At 38.7% G+C, this 18,243-nt stretch carries 10 protein-coding genes and 1 riboswitch; of the genes, 9 read left to right on the forward strand and 1 reads right to left on the reverse strand.

Translation table 11 applies throughout. The features are described from left to right. From NYQ66_RS12795 to NYQ66_RS12805, 3 genes are all read left to right on the forward strand, one after another. On the forward strand, window positions 1-2,241 hold a 2,241-nt coding region (locus NYQ66_RS12795), incomplete at its 5' end, for an immunoglobulin-like domain-containing protein (RefSeq protein ID WP_259870035.1). Window positions 2,242-2,588: 347 nt separating this feature from the next. Further along, window positions 2,589-3,407 carry a zinc ribbon domain-containing protein gene (locus tag NYQ66_RS12800; RefSeq protein WP_259870036.1) on the forward strand — a complete coding sequence of 273 codons (819 nt, stop codon included), beginning with the start codon at window positions 2,589-2,591 and terminating at the stop codon, window positions 3,405-3,407. A gap of 75 nt (window positions 3,408-3,482) precedes the next feature. Next, a complete protein-coding gene (locus NYQ66_RS12805) occupies window positions 3,483-5,708 on the forward strand; it encodes a TcaA 3rd/4th domain-containing protein (RefSeq protein ID WP_259870037.1) in 2,226 nt (741 codons plus the stop codon). A 166-nt stretch (window positions 5,709-5,874) separates the two neighbouring features. Here NYQ66_RS12805 and NYQ66_RS12810 read toward each other — a convergent pair whose 3' ends face one another. After that, window positions 5,875-6,255: a hypothetical protein gene (locus NYQ66_RS12810; protein ID WP_259870038.1), complete on the reverse strand. Its 381-nt coding sequence runs from the start codon at window positions 6,253-6,255 to the stop codon at window positions 5,875-5,877. Window positions 6,256-6,545: 290 nt separating this feature from the next. After that, window positions 6,546-6,634: riboswitch (cyclic di-GMP riboswitch) on the forward strand. Between the two features lie 37 nt (window positions 6,635-6,671). On the opposite strand from NYQ66_RS12810, the gene NYQ66_RS12815 reads away from it, so the two are divergent. The 6 genes from NYQ66_RS12815 (at window position 6,672) to NYQ66_RS12840 (ending at window position 18,207) form a co-directional block, all read left to right on the forward strand. Beyond that, window positions 6,672-8,351, forward strand: a complete 1,680-nt coding sequence (locus NYQ66_RS12815) for a DUF5667 domain-containing protein (protein WP_259870039.1) — start codon at window positions 6,672-6,674, stop codon at window positions 8,349-8,351. A gap of 149 nt (window positions 8,352-8,500) precedes the next feature. Then, window positions 8,501-9,229 carry a sigma factor gene (locus NYQ66_RS12820; protein ID WP_259870040.1) on the forward strand — a complete coding sequence of 243 codons (729 nt, stop codon included), beginning with the start codon at window positions 8,501-8,503 and terminating at the stop codon, window positions 9,227-9,229. Further along, window positions 9,226-10,533 (forward strand): anti-sigma-I factor RsgI family protein, encoded by a 1,308-nt coding sequence (locus tag NYQ66_RS12825; RefSeq protein WP_259870041.1) that lies wholly within the window; start codon window positions 9,226-9,228, stop codon window positions 10,531-10,533. The genes NYQ66_RS12820 and NYQ66_RS12825 overlap by 4 nt, the downstream gene beginning before the upstream one ends. 60 nt (window positions 10,534-10,593) lie before the next feature. After that, the gene (locus NYQ66_RS12830) at window positions 10,594-11,436 is read left to right on the forward strand and encodes a CAP domain-containing protein (protein WP_259870043.1); all 843 of its coding nucleotides are present in this window, start codon (window positions 10,594-10,596) and stop codon (window positions 11,434-11,436) included. Window positions 11,437-12,206: 770 nt separating this feature from the next. Further along, window positions 12,207-16,928, forward strand: coding sequence for a carbohydrate binding domain-containing protein (locus tag NYQ66_RS12835; RefSeq protein ID WP_259870044.1), 4,722 nt, complete (start codon window positions 12,207-12,209; stop codon window positions 16,926-16,928). Between the two features lie 116 nt (window positions 16,929-17,044). Continuing rightward, window positions 17,045-18,207, forward strand: a protein-coding gene (locus NYQ66_RS12840) for an IS3 family transposase (RefSeq protein WP_259867866.1) whose coding sequence is annotated in 2 segments (ribosomal slippage) — window positions 17,045-17,327 and window positions 17,327-18,207 — 1,164 coding nt in all. Because the reading frame shifts where the segments join, the coding sequence is not laid out codon by codon here. The last annotated feature ends 36 nt before the right edge of the window (window positions 18,208-18,243 follow it).

Raw genomic sequence — 18,243 nt, forward strand, 5'->3', positions numbered from 1 at the left:
GTTGCAGAGTTAGAAAAATCAAGTGGAGCTAGAGAATTAGCAAATGCATTGGATGCAGCTGGTGAAGCAAAAGAACAAGCAGCGAAGGCTCAAGAACGTTTTGCAAAAGCAGGAGGAGAAGAAACAGCGGATGAGAACCAATCGGTAGTGGAAGCTCTAAATAATCTGGAAGCAGAACTTACAAAAGACCCACAAAACACCGAAGCAATTGTTGAAGCAACGAAAGCGTTGAAAGAAGAAGTTGCAGAGTTAGAAAAAGCAAGTGTAGCGAGAGAATTAGCGAATGCTATAACAGGCGCTGAAAAAGCAAAAGAACAAGCACTAGCAAGTCAAGAACAGTACATTTCTTCAGGAGGTAGCCAATCATCGCAAGGTTATCAAAAAGTAGAGGCTGAGAAGCAAAAGCTAGAAGCTGCGATACTAGCTAATCCAAAGCAAGTGGAGCTAATAAAGGTTACGACAGAATCTTTGAATGAGTTAACAAAAACGCTAGATAAAGAAGCTAGTAAGCTTATGAGAGAATATTTTGTAAACGAAATAAGTAAGTTACAAGATGTTCAGGGCATGAGAGACATCAATGAAGAAATTGAGCAAGCAAACATGAATTTAGGTGACAAAGGCGCTGTCTACCGTCAGTTTGTTGATAAAGTCTTGACTGAAGATAGTATTGTTTTTGCAGGTGCGGGAGATGTTCAGATCGTTAAGGAAGCAATAGGTCGATCTGATAAAGAAACAGAAGCAAAACAAGAAAAATATGTTGCTTTAGCTGAAAAGGCAGTTGGAGAAGTTTCCGTTGCGGATGCGCCGACAAAAACGGCTAAGTTTCAGAAAGAAGCAAATATAGAGACTGCAAGAGTTATAGATCAAGTATCAAATAAAAATGAGAAAGATCGATTGACAAACTTGCAAGAACTATATGTAGATACATTATCATTGACTAGAGATAATGCATTTACCTTTAAAGACGGCGACACTTGGGAAAGTGTCACATCTAATTTTATCGTATTAGCAAAAGGTGCATATGGAACTTCGATTTCATGGGAATCTAGTAAAGAAAATGTTGTTAACATTACAGAAGATTTAGCGAAAACTACGAGACAAGCTAAAGATCAGTCTGTCATTTTAACAGCAGATGTAACTAGAGCAAACCAACAATTAGAGAAAACATTTTTACTAATCATAAAAAGAAACAATGTTGGTGCCAAGAAAATGGAAACGACTTATAGACAAGCTAATGTGGAGACGGGGTCCGTATCCAATAATCCAGAAGCGATCCAACGAATTAATTTGTATGGATTAAACAGCAATACGATTCAAAATAGAATTGATAAACTAATCATTACAGATGCTATATTGCCAAATGCGACTTCGGACAAAGTAACCTTTTATTTACCAGATGATTCGAATAGTATTGCTGATGAACTTGCGGTAGAAGTTCCGCTTCAGACACTGGAAAAAATCAATGGTGATATGAATGTGAAAACGGACCAAGCAACACTAATATTAGGGTCTGACATGATAAAAGCTATGCAACAAGCAGGGATTGATTTATTTTTCCACATCGTTCCAATAAGAAATCAAGAGGAAAGACAAGAAGTAGTCAATAGAGTGAATGATAGCGAATTAATTCGTTCTGCTGTTCAAGATGTACTTGGTGAAGAAGCGATAGCGAACGTATTAGGTACACCAAAAGAAATTGAAACAAACTATGCTGGATATAGAACAGAAGTAATTCTACCATTAGATGATGTCCTTTATGAGGGGATAGATTTATCCATGTTACGTGTATTTATCGAACATAGTGATGGGGATTTGGAAGTGGTAGAAGGCGAACTCATCTATGAAGATGGACTTGTTACTGGTCTTAAGTTCGTTATCGATAAGTTTAGTACTTTCACAATCTTTGAGATAGCAAAAGAAGACAAAGCACCTGAGAATGAGGAACCACCTGTAGTTGAAGGTCCTGCTGTTCCAGTTGAAAGTCCGGAAAAGCCAGAGGTAACCCCAACGGTTCCGGTTGAAAATTCTAAAGGTGAAGAATCTGATTTGAAAGAAGAACAAGATGACTCTGCAGAGGAAGTAATGGATGAAAATGAAGTAGTAGAGAAAACAACTGACAACTCTCAAAAGATGCCAGAAACAGCTACAAACATGTATAATCATTTATTACTAGGCACACTAACCATTATCGCAAGTATCATGTTATTCATAATTGCCAACCGAAGAAAAAAGCATAATTAGATTGGAAACACGGGGACGGTTCTTGTGTTCACGAAATGAGAAATGATTCCGCTGTCCAACAAAATAACTATCGAAAAGAGAGAGGTATCCATACACTTCTCTCTTTTTTGCTCTCCATTTTGGAAACACAAGAACCGTCCCCATGCTTCCATTTTGTTTGTAAAAAATATGAAATTTGGACAAATTGTGACATGTTTTATGGTACAATATTCCTGTGTGTCTGCTTATCTTAACTAGGTCTATGTGAATGAATTATTGTTGGAAATTATCATTTTTTTACATATTAACTATCTGTTTGTTCATAAAGATAAGTGGTACGAATCATTTTATAAAGGGAGAGGTAAAGTATGCATTGTACTCAATGTGGTGCTCGTAATGAGCAGGATGCAAGATTTTGTGCGGAATGTGGTGCGAAAATGGCATCAGTGGAAACGATTCAACAACAGGCAGCAGGGCAAGATTTTTCCGAGCCAGTTCAACCGACACAAGGACAAACGGTGGAAAGCCAACCAAATGAATTTTTAGAAAAAAGTAAAGAAATTGCTATTGATTTGTTTGCATTTGCAAAAAGAAGTTTTGTTGCCCCAATGCAAGCAAGCAGGAAAGTTACAAAGGACGATATGGTTAGTGGGATTATTGTTCATGTTCTTTTTGCTTTCTTCTTACCGTTATTTACTTATATTTCTGCAGTAGGTTTTGCGAAGGACATGTATGGTGAAATGTACGGTGGTGTGGGTTTACCATTTGGTTCATTTGTTTTCAAGCCATTTTTCTTCTTATTATTATACTTAGCACTGTATGCAGCGGTCGTATTTGGTGTTTCAAAAATGATGAAGTCGAATGTAAGTTACATAGAAGTGGTGACGCGTTTTGCTGCTTTTACAATTCTTCCTGCATCATTGTTAGTAGTTGCTATCTTATTTTCTTTAATGTCAGCAAATGTATTTAGTATGATCCTGTTCGGAGCTGCAATTGGTCTATTCTTTGTATCAAGTGTAGCGTTAGTCTTTTCTGTAAAAGAAGAAAATACAGGTGGACTTGATGTGTTTTATGGCTTAATCATTACTAATATTGCAATCTATATTATCTTTTTAGTAATTGGCGATAGTATTGCTGGTAACATCATCAATCAGTTAGAAAATATGCCATATGGTGGGCTATATTAATCTTGTAAAATAGGCATCCATTCGGGTGTCTATTTCTCTTTGCAAAAAACATTAGACTTAAAGGGGAAAAGTATAATGAAATTTTGTACGAATTGCGGTAACAAGCTCGATGCCAATGCAAAATTTTGTACGAATTGTGGAAAACAGTTAAAAGTCGTTCCACAAGATGAACAAACAGAACAAGAATCTATTAATCATGTGCAGTCCGAGCAGGATGAGCAAGTGAGTGAAACCAGTGCAGAGCAGGAGTCGGGAGAAGATTATGCATCTGAAGCTGGTGAAGAAGTTTCGTCCGAAGAAAAATATGCGGATGAGCCCAATGTAGAAGATGCTGATGAAACAAGCGTAACAGATGCTCATAGAAATGATGCGATAAATCAAGGTGAGTTTACTAATGAAAATCCGGAGCTTCAAGCTAGTAATATAGCACATTCTAATCAGACTACAAATGGTACGCATGGGTCTGGGTCTGAACAAAAAAAGATGAATCAACAAAGAAGCAAGCAGACGAATCAACATAAAGAAGGTAGAAAGAAATCACTATTCGTAACGCTTTTACTTTCTATAGGTATTCCACTAATTGTTTTAATCGGTGTTGGCGTTGGAGGGTATTTTGTAGGTAAAAGTCAAACAGCTCCAGAAAAAGTGGTCGAGCATTTTCAAACAGCAATTGAGGATGAAAATATCAGTGATGTGCAGAGCCTAATCCAAACAGAATCGGATTCCATAACGATGACGGAATCCGAAATAGAGGAAATGGTTACATATTTAGCTGATAACCCTGACAAATTGAATGATCTTATTGACATGCTACATGAAGGAATAACTAACGGTAATGTGGCTAAAGCAGCCGATGATTCAAATCAGCTTCTTTCTTTAGATAAAGCAGGCAAAAAGTATTATTTCTTTGATGATTATCGTATGAAAATTCATCCAATCCAGTTGCATGTGAGCGCGAATTTTGTTGGGACAGAAATCTATGTTAATAACACGCTTGTCGATACAACAGGAGACGACCCGTTAACGATCGAGGTAACCCCTGGGATTTATGATATTCGTGCTGTTTATAATGGAGAGTATGGTGATTTTGAAAATGAATTAGCCATTAACACATTTGAACATGATGGAACGAGTATTGAAACAGAAGTGAAGTTTGATGGGCATTATGTAACTTTTTCATCTAATAATTCAGAAAGTACGTTGTATTTGAACGGTGAAGCTTTAGGGAAGGTTGCTGACGTTGAAGAGTATGGTCCGGTTGCAACAAATGGTTCGATGAACTTTCACACTTCCTTTACTTACCCTTGGGGAGAAGTAGCTTCCGATACAGTTAGTATCAATGGGACGGACATCGAAACAGTTGAACTTAATCTTACTCCTGTAAATGACCAGCTTGCAGATGAAATCATGTTCACGATTAATGAGCATTTAAAAGAATATGTAATAGCATATGATAATTTGGATCCGAGTGCCTTTACTTATATGAAAAGTGAAGATTATTTGGAAAAAATGACAGATAACTTTGATTCGTTAGAGTCAGACAACTACCGATGGAAAGGTGGTGCGGTAGGTACCGAATATGACTTAGGTAGCATTACGTTATCAGAAGATGGTTCTTATACCGCTAATATCATTGTAGAAATTGCGTTTGATTCAGCTTTTTATAAAGTAGATGGTGACTTAAGTGACTTTCCAAATGAATACTCTGCTTTTACTTGGGATTATGAACTTGCGTATAGTGAACAAGAAGAGCAATGGTTTATTACAAATAGTAAAGAAGTTGATAAATTCAAAACGAATGATCGCAAGGAGTTTGACTTTTCTTCTGATCCGGACTATTCCACAGGTGTAGAGGAGAGTGCTAGCTCTGGTGGCAACAATGCTAGTGGGTTTGATTTTACAATTGATAGCCAATCTGAGTTAGAACAAGTGTTGAAAGACGCGATGAATGATGGTGATCTAGGACCATTTTCAAAAAGTATGCTAAACAAGGATATGGATTATGTAGTTGATACGTTCGGAGAGCCACATGATTACTATAATGCGTCGTGTACAGAGTGTGATGATTACGATGTTGCTTATTATGGTGATTACGGGATCGATATCTTATACGATACGATTCGGGTGTGGGTTCAAACCGATGCGACAAGGTCAGAAATCGCAAACATAATTGGCGAACCAACGGGTGAAGACTTAGGGATGTACGAATTAATCTTATACGAAAACGCAACACACCCACTCTCTGCGCGCTACGACATCTACTCCAAACCAGACAGAGCAAGAGTGTACTTTTTATACTAAAGAATGGAAACAGGGGGACGGTTCTTGTGTTCACGATTTGAGGTAGAAGTAGCTTGAATTGTGAAGAAGGCGACTTTTCTGGTTTTGGAAACGGGAGAACCGTCCCTGTGTTCACGATAAAAGAGAAAGAAGCATGGGTGCTGACCCATGCTTCTTTTTCTTTTTCTTAATATCTTCGAAAAGCTAACTTTAACGTGCTTTTGTTCTCACTTGATTTTCCAATTACTTTAGCGAATACCTTTTGGAAGAGAGCTTCAATAGCAGGGTATTCTTCTTCTGAGATTGGATCTACTTTCGCCAACGTGCCATCCTCCACGATACCTTCCACGATCACATATCGATCTTCTTGCGTGTCTTCTCGCTCGAGTGCCATAAATTGGCGGTTGTAACGTACGAAATTACAGATTACTGCGTATTTCACTAGCGTATCTGGTTGGTTAGGATCGCCAACCTGAATTGTTGCCGGTGCGTCAAAAATCGGTCTATCTAATCCATGCTTTTTACGTTTATAGTCGTTCAAATCAATTACGTGATTCTTCTCTGACATCATAAACTCTCCTCGCTTTCTGGATTAGTCGTACATACATGCTTGCGGTCTAACTAGAAGGTGGAGAAGGCTTAACTTATTATACCATCTACTTTTGAAATAACCTAACGCTGTTGGGAAAATAGGGGAGATGCTCCGGGTCAAACGATTGGTAGGGAGATTTTTATGTTTGTGTTTTGGAAACAGAAGAACCGTCCCCATGTTTCCAATGTGCTTTTTTCTACAATTTTTTTAAAATCCCCCTCAAATTATGACAGTCTTTTCGTATTATTAGTAGATAGATATTTTAATACTGACAAAGGCAAAGCCGCTTAAAGGTGGTGACGCAAAGCTATAGGGGCTAAGAGTGAATGTTTACTTATGCTAGCCAGCTGCCGTATTACGATACGGGAACATTTTGAAGAGGAGAGAGAAAAATGAAAATGTACCGAAAGCACATGTTTACGACAAGTTTAGTTTTGGCAGGGGGGTTATTTTTTTCTACCTCTACCTATGCAGCGGTGGATACGAATCAAGTAGAAGAGCTAATTGATTCGACAGTAGAAGAAACAGAACAATCTGGAGGGCTAACACCGGACAACCTGTTTTATTTCTTGGATAAAGCAGCAGAGAACATACAGCTATTTTTCACAGTTGATAATGAAAAAGAATCAGATCTATTACTTTCTTTTTTAAATGAGCGTTTAGCTGAAACTAGTGATCTATTAGTAGAAGAAGATAAAGAAGAATATATTACGGATTTAATCGAGGAATATGTCGATACATTAGAAGAAGCACAGGAAATGGTTTCAGAAGTTATAACAGATGAAGAGGTTGTTGAAGAAGTAAAAGAGGAGCTTTCGGAGAAATTAGAAGACTCTACTACCTTACCAGATGATATCGAAGAGGAAGTGGATGAAGAACAGAAAGCAGTACTAGATGAAAAAAGACAAGAAGCATATATTGTGGCTAATGTAGTGAAAGACATTGAACTTGAAACGGTGAAAGACTTACGAGAAAAAGGATTTGGATTTGGCGAAATTGTTAAAATCGTGACTTTTGCTGAGGAAAGTGGTAAATCACAAGATGAAATCATCGCGCTATTAGAAGAAGGAAAAGGTTATGGTGAGATTGCCAAGGAATTAGGCTTCCACCCTTCACAAATTATGAAAAAAGTAGTAAATAAGAAACAAAAGGACTTAGAAGAAAAAGTAAAAGAGGCAGAAGAAGCTGGGGATGAAGAAGCATTAGCGTTGCTCACAGCTTCTATAGACAAAGTGGAGCAAAATATAATAGATTTCAAGCTAACGGAAGAGCTAGCGGAAATTGATGAAGAATATAGCGAAGAATTGCTAGAAATTGAGGAAGAGTTAGCCGAAGAATTACAAGATATTGAAGAAGAACTAAATGAAGAATTGGCTGAAATTGAGAAAGCTTTGGCAGATGGAGAACTGACGCAAGAAGAGGCTGATGAAAAAATCCTTGCGCTTAGAGCAGAAGCGGAAAGAAAGATGAACGTGGTCAAACAAGAGGCGTCAGAAGAAACGATTGAATTACAAGAAGAAGCAGAAGAGGAAAAGAATGAGGTAAGAGAAGAAGCGACTGAAGAACGCGACGAAGAGGAAGAATCTGAAGGTAAAAAAGAGGAAGATGAAGACGAAGAAAGAGAAGAAGATGAAAATAAAGAAGATGAAGAATCAGAAGATAAAGATGAAGATAAAGAACACGAAGATAAAAAAGACAATGAAGTAGCAAAAGAACAAGCGAAAAAGCAAGCTGAAAAAGAGCGAGAAGAAAAGAAAAAGGCTGGAGAAAAAGAAAGAGAAGCAGCGAAAAAGCAAGCTGAAAAAGAGCGAGAAGAAAAGAAAAAGGCAGAAGAGAAAGCAAGAGAAGCAGCGAAAAAGCAGGCTGAAAAAGAACGTGAAGAGAAAGAAAAAGAAGATGAAAAGGCGAAAGAAGCGGCTGAAAAAGAACGTGAGAAAAAGAAAGAAAGAGAAGAAAAGGCAAAAGAGAAGGCTGAAGAAGCCAAAGAAAAAGAACGTGGTAAGAAGGAAAAAGGAGAAAAAGAAGACAAGGAACACAAGAAAGACAAAGAAGAAGAACGAGATGACGATTAATATTGTTTAAATAAGGAGGAGCCCGATCATAGGGCTCCTTATTCTGATAGGAACAAAGCTATTAATCTAACCAATTAATGGATACACTTTACCCCTGATATAAAAGAAAGTATGCTTAAATTAATGTCTGTTTGCTAGAGGGGGATAAAATGCGAGACTCAGAAGTTGCAAAACATATACGCTTAGCAGCCAGTGGAGATGAACTAGCAAGAGAGAGGCTAATCACCCATTATAAAGCTTATGTCATCAATGTAGTTGGACAGGTTTGTAAACGATATATTTCATGGAGTGATGAAGAATCTAGCATCGGTTTGATCGCATTGAATCGCGCAATTGATACATACGAGATGGATGCGAAAAAATCGTTCCTAAATTATGTGTATTTGCTCGTTAAAAGAGAATTAATCGACTATTTTAGGCGAGAAAGTAAAACGAAGCATATCCCAATCGAGGTTGAGTCAACAGACGATGAGTCTAGTATTAACCTATATGAATCAGAAAAGTCTATGGATTCCTATCACCAAACGGTTCAAAAAACAGAATTGGTAGAGGAGATCCTAGAATTTAGTCAAATACTTCATACATTTGGTATACAGTTGGAAGAGCTAGAGCACGTTTCTCCCACTCACCAAAAAACGAAGGCAATGCTTTTGGAGATAGCAGATGTTTTTATCCAATCCCCAGAATTAGTAGACTTTTTTCTGAAAAAGAAACGTTTCCCTACAACAACTTTTGTAAAGCAATTCGGATATCGACGAAAGACAGTGGAGAGACATAGAAAATATATCATCGGCCTTATTATTGTAAAGTTGCACCCTGAATGGAGACAACTATCAGCGTACATTCATGTACCGTCTGAAAGCGAGGGAAAAGTATGAAATCAACTATATATAATGGAATAGTTGTCAAAGTAACCGAAGAATCGATCATTATTTTGTGTGAAGGTGGAATGTTTAAGAATGTTCCACGACCGACCGATGAGGTCCCTAAAATCGGTGATACTTACACATATGTGGAGAAAAAGGGTTACTCGTTTAGAGGTGCAAAATATATAACATTAGCATCGGTGATCTGTTTAGCAATCATTACTTATTATGTTAGTTCTCTTTTTACAAACGAAGAAGATGCCTATCTTTTTGCAATGGATATAAACCCAAGCTTGGAGATTTATACAGATGATGATTTTCGAGTTACACATATGGAGTTTTTGAATGAAGATGGTCGAACAGTAATAGATACGCTTTCGAAAGAAAAACGGCACATCGATGAGGTTTTAGATGATATTATTCAAATTTCAGTAGAAAAGCGATACCTGAATCAAACGAAAAAAGGACTGGTTGCTTTAACCGTTGTTCCGCTAAAAGAACCGAGTAATTTCGAAACGGAAAAAGTGAAGCGGAGTGTGGAGAAGTCAGTCTTGAACCGTTCGATCAGTGCTGATGTATCCGTTAAAAGTGGGACGAAGGATTTGGTGCAGCAATCGCACAATGAAAACTTATCAATTAATAAGTATAGTATGTATAAAGAACTTGAAGAAAAACAAGTGGATGTAACGGTAGAGGAAGTAAGAGATCATTCAATGGGGTCGGTTTTAGAGCGGGTAAGTAGATTGGAAGAACAGGATGTAGAAGATGGAAAAGAAGTTCGAAATAAACGTGAGACATCTTCTGAAAATAAACCTGAAATGCCAAGCAAAGATAAATCTAAAACCGCAGAGCATACGGACGAAAATCAAAGTAATGATCAACAAGCAAAGCCTGCTTCGGGTAAAGAAACACCAAACAGGCCGGTTACAAATAAAGACAAAGCAAAGGATAAGTTTGAGAAGGTAAAAGAAAAGGCTGAGAAGGAACAGGAAAAGAAAGAGAATTTAGAAGAAAAGGGAAGAGAAGCAGCGGAGAAGGAACGGGAAAAGAAAAAGAAAGCAGAAGAAAAGGCGAGAGAAGAAGAGGAGAAGGAACAAGAAGTGAGGAAGAAAGCAGAAAGGGAAAGAGAAGCAGCGGAGAAGGAACAAGAAGAGAATAAGAGAGCAGAAGAAAGAGAGAGAGAAGAAGCAGGAAAGCCACAGGGAAATAATACTCAAGAAAAAGAGAAAGGTGAACCTGAAAAAAAGCCTGAATCAACTGAGAAAGAGCGAGAAGAAGAAAATGAGCAAGGTAATAAAGAACATGGACGGCCATAGGTGCTACTGAGAAAACGTATAATGTTGTGACAGATTTTTTAGTTAGAGAGGATTTAATCTATGAAAAGATATTTCATCTTATTTATCATAATTACCTTCATAGCTGGTTGTGGTAAGAGTAGTGAAACGAGTACCGATATAAAGACTATTAGTGATATGGCTGAAAAACGATCTATATTAATAGCAAAAGGGTTTGATGTCGCTTTATTTCAAGATGATGTGGTAGAAATCGATGATGAAGTATCGGATGCTCCGGAGCCTAAGGAGATTGAGCAAGAAGAGAAGAAAATCACAACTGCATCAAATGATGATGATTCCTTGGAAAAAGTAGTGGTGGAAACACCGGTAAAAGAACCTGTTTCGCCGAAAAAAGAGGATAAACCAAAAGAACCGGTAAACGAAACAAATGAATCGAAAGACCAAGATAAGGATTCTGATCAGGCTAATCAAGAACCAAAGACAACAGAAACAGAACTTACAGAGGAAGTTGAAAAAGCCGAACCAGCAAAAGAAAAATCTCATCAAGTTAATGCTTTTGAGCAAAAAGTGGTTGCATTAACGAATAAGGAAAGAGAGAAGCATGGATTGGCAGCATTGAAGATCGATATGGCACTAAGTAAAGTATCGCGGCTAAAGTCTGAGGATATGCAACAAAACAATTACTTTTCCCATGATAGCCCAACATACGGATCACCATTTGATATGATGAATCAATTTGGTATTTCATACCGGGTCGCAGCGGAGAATATAGCATACGGTCAGACAACACCAGAACAGGTCGTCACAGCTTGGATGAATAGCGAAGGCCATCGTAAAAACATCCTTAGAGAAAACATCACCCACATTGGCGTAGGCTATGTAGCCACCGGCCATTACTGGACCCAACAATTCATCGGAAAATAAAAATGGAAACATGGGGACGGTTCTCCTGTTTCCATTTTTGTTTTTAGTAGTGCAGTAGTTAGTCTAACTTCGATAAAGATACTGCTCTGAAATCCTTGGTTACCTCTTATAATGTGGAAGGAATCGATTATTAAAATCACATACTAATCTAGCATTATCCCACAACCACAAAAAGGAATTTTACATCAAGCATACTGAATGAAAGACGCTCCTAGCCGATTCTTTTTTACAAATCCATCAATAAGTGGGGAACAATATGTCGAATCAAGCCCACATCGTTCAAACACATCTACTTCTACTTATCTTTGCCTTTCTTCCAGCCTTGTAAAATTTTAATACTCTATCACACCACGTCAGGCTTACAACGGCGCGTTATTAGACCCAAGATATCAATTTCCTTATTTTTAAAAACTGTTGACAGGAAAATAGAGGTTGTTCTATACTCCAATGGAAAGCGCTTTCTATCCTTGTGATACAAATGTTTGTTTTATTTTTTTGATGATTATCGAAACCGGTTTCGATGTCGAATTATTGTGTTTTTTGTATAGTTAAAGTGAGTTGATGATAATCTCATACTCATGATTAAACCACTACTTCATTTGGCTTTTTTCAGCATGAAGATAAGCAACCTCAGGTCGAATGATCTCAACTCGAAAACTCTCTATTCATCCTAGATTTACATGATTAGCACCCCAAGTGACTTCACAGTTTTTCACACATACTTAGTGCAGTTTATTAGAATTAGTCTATTTCATTGGGAGGGGAAGTTTTTGTATAAAAAATGGATAAGCATTTTTTTAGTGACGTTATTAGTTTTATCTAATTTCAATCTACCAATATCGTCTGCAAACACCACATCGAACGAAGAAACCACAGATACCTTATATGTGAAGAACATGGGAGAAACAAGAGAATTAAGCCCTATGAAAGGAACGGAAGCATCACCCGATTTGATACCGTTGTCAAAAGAGCCTGTTGAATATGTAATTGAAAACGTGAATGGCAACTACAAAGGGGATGGAAATGGTCAAGTACAGCTTTATGTAAATGGACTTGCAACTGGATCCGCTGTCCATGCAAAAGTCTCTTATGATTTTAACGGGGATGGTAATTGGGACCGTACAGAAATCACCCAAGATTATATGCCAACGGATGGGAATATTAATCCTGGAGATTATGAAGCTTTTACAAGGGAGCTCTTTTCAGAAAATGATGCACAACAAGCACATCAAACTTTTACAAATGGAAGGATATCTCTTCGCGTTTGGGTAGAACTTGGTACTGGGGATATGGAATTAAAAGTGAATGCCCCAGAGGAAGCATCCCATATTGTTCTTCCTTATGAACTAGAAAATAGCGGTGCCGCGCCAGATGAACCTGATACAGAGGATCCTGGTACTGGTGAAAAACCTAGTGAAGATCCAGTCACCATTCCTGATGAACACTACGAGGATTGGGAACTACTCTGGAATGATGAGTTTGATGGCACTGCAGTAGATAATACAAAATGGGGTTTCCAAAATGGAACTGGTGCAGAATATGGCCTTGATGGCTGGGGAAATGATGAGCAACAATACTATCAAGAAGAGAATGCAACTGTGGATGATGGCAAGCTAATAATTGAAGCAAAAAAAGAAACGGTAGGGAACAAACCTTATACATCCACTAGACTATTTACAGCACCTACTTTCGCTAAAAAATACGGTAAATTTGAAGCTGCTATTAAACTACCAAAAGGAGACGGTCTCTGGCCTGCATTTTGGATGATGCCAAAAGATAGTGTTTATGGAGAGTGGGCTAGCTCAGGTGAGATCGACATCATGGAAGCTCGCGGTAGAATCCCTAATGAAATAGGCGGAACCATTCATTATGGTGGGAATTGGCCGAACAATACCTTCTCCGGCGGTGCATATGAGTTTGAGGAAGGCGATGATATAACAAATTATCACGTTTACTCAGTTGAATGGGAACCTGGGGAAATCCGTTGGTATGTAGACGGCGAACTTTATCATACGGAAACAAAATGGGATAGTATTGGGGCAAACCAACCTGCTAAATACGCTTTCCCTGCACCATTTGATCAGGAGTTTTATATTATTCTAAACCTAGCTGTAGGTGGAACTTTTGACGGAGGTCGTACACCTGATGATGCTGACTTACCTGCACAAATGGAAGTCGACTACGTACGTGTGTATGAGCTAACAGGAAGAGACTACAAAGAGGCTGTTGAGCCTGTTGTGGAAAAGGAAGATTTACCGGGTGACGCAAAACAACCAACAGCAGATGGCAACTTAATTTATGACACAGCTTACGAACAAGGCTTTACAGAAATTACGACAGACACAGAACCACTCGACACAACTTATTGGAACTTTGCTCATATTAGTACATTTGGTGGGGATGGATCAATTTCAACTGAAGCGTTGGGTGGCACTACTTTTGCAAAAGTAGATATAACGCAACCAGGTAGCCAGACTCATTCGATACAGCTACTTCAAAATGTAACTTTAGGTGTTGGTCGACAATACAAAGTGAGTTTTGATGCGAAAGCAGACGGCAACCGAAATATAAACGTAAAATTAGGTGGCGGTGCGTCTCGTGGTTGGGGTGTGTACTCCGGTAATGAAACATTTGCCCTAACCAATGAAGTCGATTCCTATGAATTCTCATTCCAAATGACAGACGAAACAGATCCTTTAGCACGTCTAGAAATGAATTTAGGCACGAATGCAAATACGGTTTGGATTGGGAATGTACGTGTGGAAGAGGTCGAGGTATCGACTGATCCATTTAATGAAAACGTACCTAAAGAACCGCTTGGTAATGGTAACCATGTATATAATGGCACGTTTGACGTCGGTGCAATGGATCGCATGACCTATTGGGATTTCACTACGGATGGTGCAAACGCTGACGCAACTGTTGATCCAGATTCTAGAGAACTTCACATAAACATGACAGAAGGTGGAGCAGATCAAAATCAGGTGATGCTTACGCAAACAGGCATCAATCTTTTACAGGATAATGATTATGAGTTAACATTTGATGGCGCAGCTGACGCGAATCGTGACTTAAAAGTTCAACTAATCAGTCAAGACGGAGCGACGATATACGGAGAACAGACGATCAATCTAACTACGTCCATGTCTACCCATAGTTTTTCCTTTGCAATGAGTGAGGAAACTGACATAAATGGTCAACTCGTATTTTTGTTAGGTGGAAATAACAGTAACGTGACGCTCGATAATATCGAGTTGATTCGGACTACCGATAATATCGACTATTCTGATATAGATATATTCCCTCTTGATAACGGTGATTTTTCTGACGGATTAACGGCATGGGAATCTTATTTCCATAATGATGGGGCTGCTGGAAATACAGCCGTTGACAATGAAGCTTCTGTCACCTCCGTCACAAATGTCGGTAACGAACCATGGAGTATTCAATTATTCCAAGCAGGCATGGATTTTTCGAAGAGCATTGACTATATTCTGTCCTTTGATGCAAAATCTACGCAGAACAGAACGATTGGTGCAGTATTAGAAAATACTAGCTACACCAGATATGTGGATGAAGCTGTGGAGCTTTCAAACGAGATGCAGACCTATAGTTTTGAATTTGAAATGCCGAATGACGATGCTGCAGATCTTAAATTTTTGTTAGGTAATATCGATGGATCCAATACGATTGGCAACCATGATATTGTCATCGACAACGTTGTACTAGAGGTGAAAAATGCTCCGTATAAACGGGCGCCTAGCATTGCTGGTGACACGACTGATGCTATGATCGGTCAACCAATCGAACTTACGTTTAACGATGATCAAGCGTGGAGAGATAAAATTACTGCGATAAAAATGGATGACCAGGCAATAGATGCCGCGGACTATCAAATAGAATCAGGAAAGCTTACTTTAGCTGCTGATTTATTTACAAAAGCAGCACTTTACAAAATTGTTATAGAAGCGGAAGGCTATGCATCCGCTATAGTGGAGCAAAATGTGAATGCTGGAGACGGCAATCTCATTCGCAATGGTGATTTTGCTAACGGTACACAAAGCTGGAGTTCATGGTCAGGCGAGGGAGGTTCTTCTACCTTTAGCGTTTCAGAAGGAGCTGCACAAGTAGACATTAATGCATTAGGTGCATTCGACTATGCGAATCAGTTCTTCCAAGATGGGCTTGATTTAGAAGCCGGGAAAGAATATGAACTAAGCTTTAATGCAAGTTCCTCTATGGAAAGACCGGTACTTGTAGAATTACATGGGCAGGGAAGTGAACGATTAAACTTCCAGTTCACAGAAGATACACAAGCATTTACACATACATTTATTGCAACAAGTGACACGAAGAAATTAAATTTCTTGTTAGGTGATGTAGTAAATGGAGACGTAACTACCCCGAGTGAAGCACACACGGTTACTTTTGATGATTTTGTGCTTAAAGAAGTAGTTGAGGAAGAACCGGATAAAAACTGGGTGGAAATAGGTGAGAACCTTATTCTAGATGGTACTTTTGATACTACAACGGAATTTGGTAATGGTGACAATCCAGTAGAAGGTTGGAACATCCATAATCAAGGCGATTTTGAAGCTTGGGCAGGTCTTGCCAACTTCCTTGTGGAGGATGGTGAGTTGAATGTAACGGTTGAGCAAGTAGGATGGGCATGGTGGCAGATTCAGTTATTCCAAAACATGCAAGTACCAGCAGGCACATACAAGTTGTCCTTTGATGCGCAGTCTGAGCATACACGCCCAATTTCTGTTGAACTAGCAGGAAATGATTTAAAAACCTTTACAATTAGCAATACCATGAAAAATTATCAAGCCATTTTGGAAGTATCAGAAACAGGTGAAAAACAACTCATATTTGGATTAGGCAGGGGTGCGAATGATCCTGAGCTTCAAACACCGTATTCCATGATTTTTGATAATATTAAACTAGTAGAAGTTGAAGAGGATGCAGGCCCTGGTGACCCAGGCACCGAAGATCCAGGTACAGAAGATCCAGGCACAGAGGATCCAGGTACAGAAGATCCAGGCACAGAGGATCCAGGTACAGAGGATCCAGGTACAGAGGATCCAGGCACGGAAGATCCAGGTACAGAAGATCCGGGAACTGAGGATCCAGGCACAGAGGATCCGGGAACTGAGGATCCAGGTACAGAAGATCCGGGAACTGAGGATCCAGGTACAGAGGATCCAGGAACTGAAGATCAAGGTACAGAGGATCCAGGCACAGAGGATCCGGGAACTGAGGATCCAGGACCTGAGGATCCAGGACCTGAGGATCCAGGTACAGAGGATCCAGGCACAGAGGATCCGGGAACTGAGGATCCAGGTACAGAGGATCCAGGCACCGATAAACAAGGGGAGAATGATGACGAACTTCCGGATACAGCATCACCGATCTACAACCTGTTATTACTAGGAACAATACTTTTAGTAATTGGTGGAGTTGCTTGGAGATTTAGATTTAAAAGAAGTTAAAGTTATCGCAGTAAAAAGCACTTAGACAAATTGGAGTGACCTAACTAAATGAGACAGAGGAAAAAGCACCCCCTGAGTCGTATATAAATTAAACGACTACTGGAGGTGCTTTTCTCATGGGAGAAAATAAAAATGTTTATTCTGAAGAGGTTAAAAGGAAAGTCATTGAAATGAAGTTGTCTAAAAAATATACCAATAAACAGATTATGGAGAAGTGCGGTATACGTAACGTTAGTCAAATCAAAAGATGGATGAAATGGTTTCGTGATGGGGAGGAACACCGACTGTCGCAACCCATTGGTAAACAATATTCCTTTGGGAAAGGTCCTGAGGAGCTAAGTGAAATAGACCAATTAAAACGGCAAGTTAAGCATCTAAAAATTAAAAATGAAATCTTAAAAAAGTACCAGGAAATCGAAGGGAGTTGGTACCAGAAGTAGTAATAGAGCTAGTGGAGTCATTAAAGGAAGTTTATGCGGTATCGATGATATGTGATTGTATTGGAGTCCCTAGATCTACTTACTATCGTTGGCTTCAAAAGTCATGGGAACCGACTGAGCTAGAACAACAAATAATCGATATTTGTAAAACCCTAAAATACAGAGTTGGACATAGAATGGTTAAAAAAATATTAAAAGAGGATCATCATATTTCTGTAAATAGGTTAACTGTGCAAAGAATCATGCAAAAATACAACATCCAATGTCGAGTCAAACCTAAAAGAAAATCAAAAATTGCTGGTGAAAGTAAATGTATCGTTCCAAATTTGTTGGAACAGAATTTTAAAGCAGATAGACCTAACCAAAAGTGGGTTACAGATATAACATACTTGAATTTTGGAGAGTCAACGATGTATTTATCATCCATCATGGATTTGTACAATAATGAAATTGTTGCTTATCGAGTTAGTCATAACCAAGAAGTAGATCTAGTGCTAGAAACATTGAAAGCAGCTTGTAATGGGCGAGAAACGAAAGGACTGATACTTCACAGTGACCAGGGATCGCAATACACTTCGTATGCTTTTCAAGAGTTAGCTGAAGAAAAAGGCATTATCACAAGCATGTCCCGCAAAGGCAATTGCTTTGATAATGCCGTCATTGAATCCTTCCACTCCACCATAAAGTCGGAAGAATTCTACACACACCAAAAGGCGCGTCTTACAAACTCTATTGTACTAGAAAAAGTCGAATCTTACATGTATTATTACAACTATATACGACCGTTTTCAAAATTAAACTGCCTTTCCCCTGTTCAATTCAGGGCAAAGGCAGCATAGGTGCTTTTTCTTGTCTCATATTACTAGGTCAGTTCA

This window comes from Aquibacillus koreensis (assembly GCF_025154055.1).
GTDB lineage: Bacteria > Bacillota > Bacilli > Bacillales > Amphibacillaceae > Aquibacillus_C > Aquibacillus_C koreensis.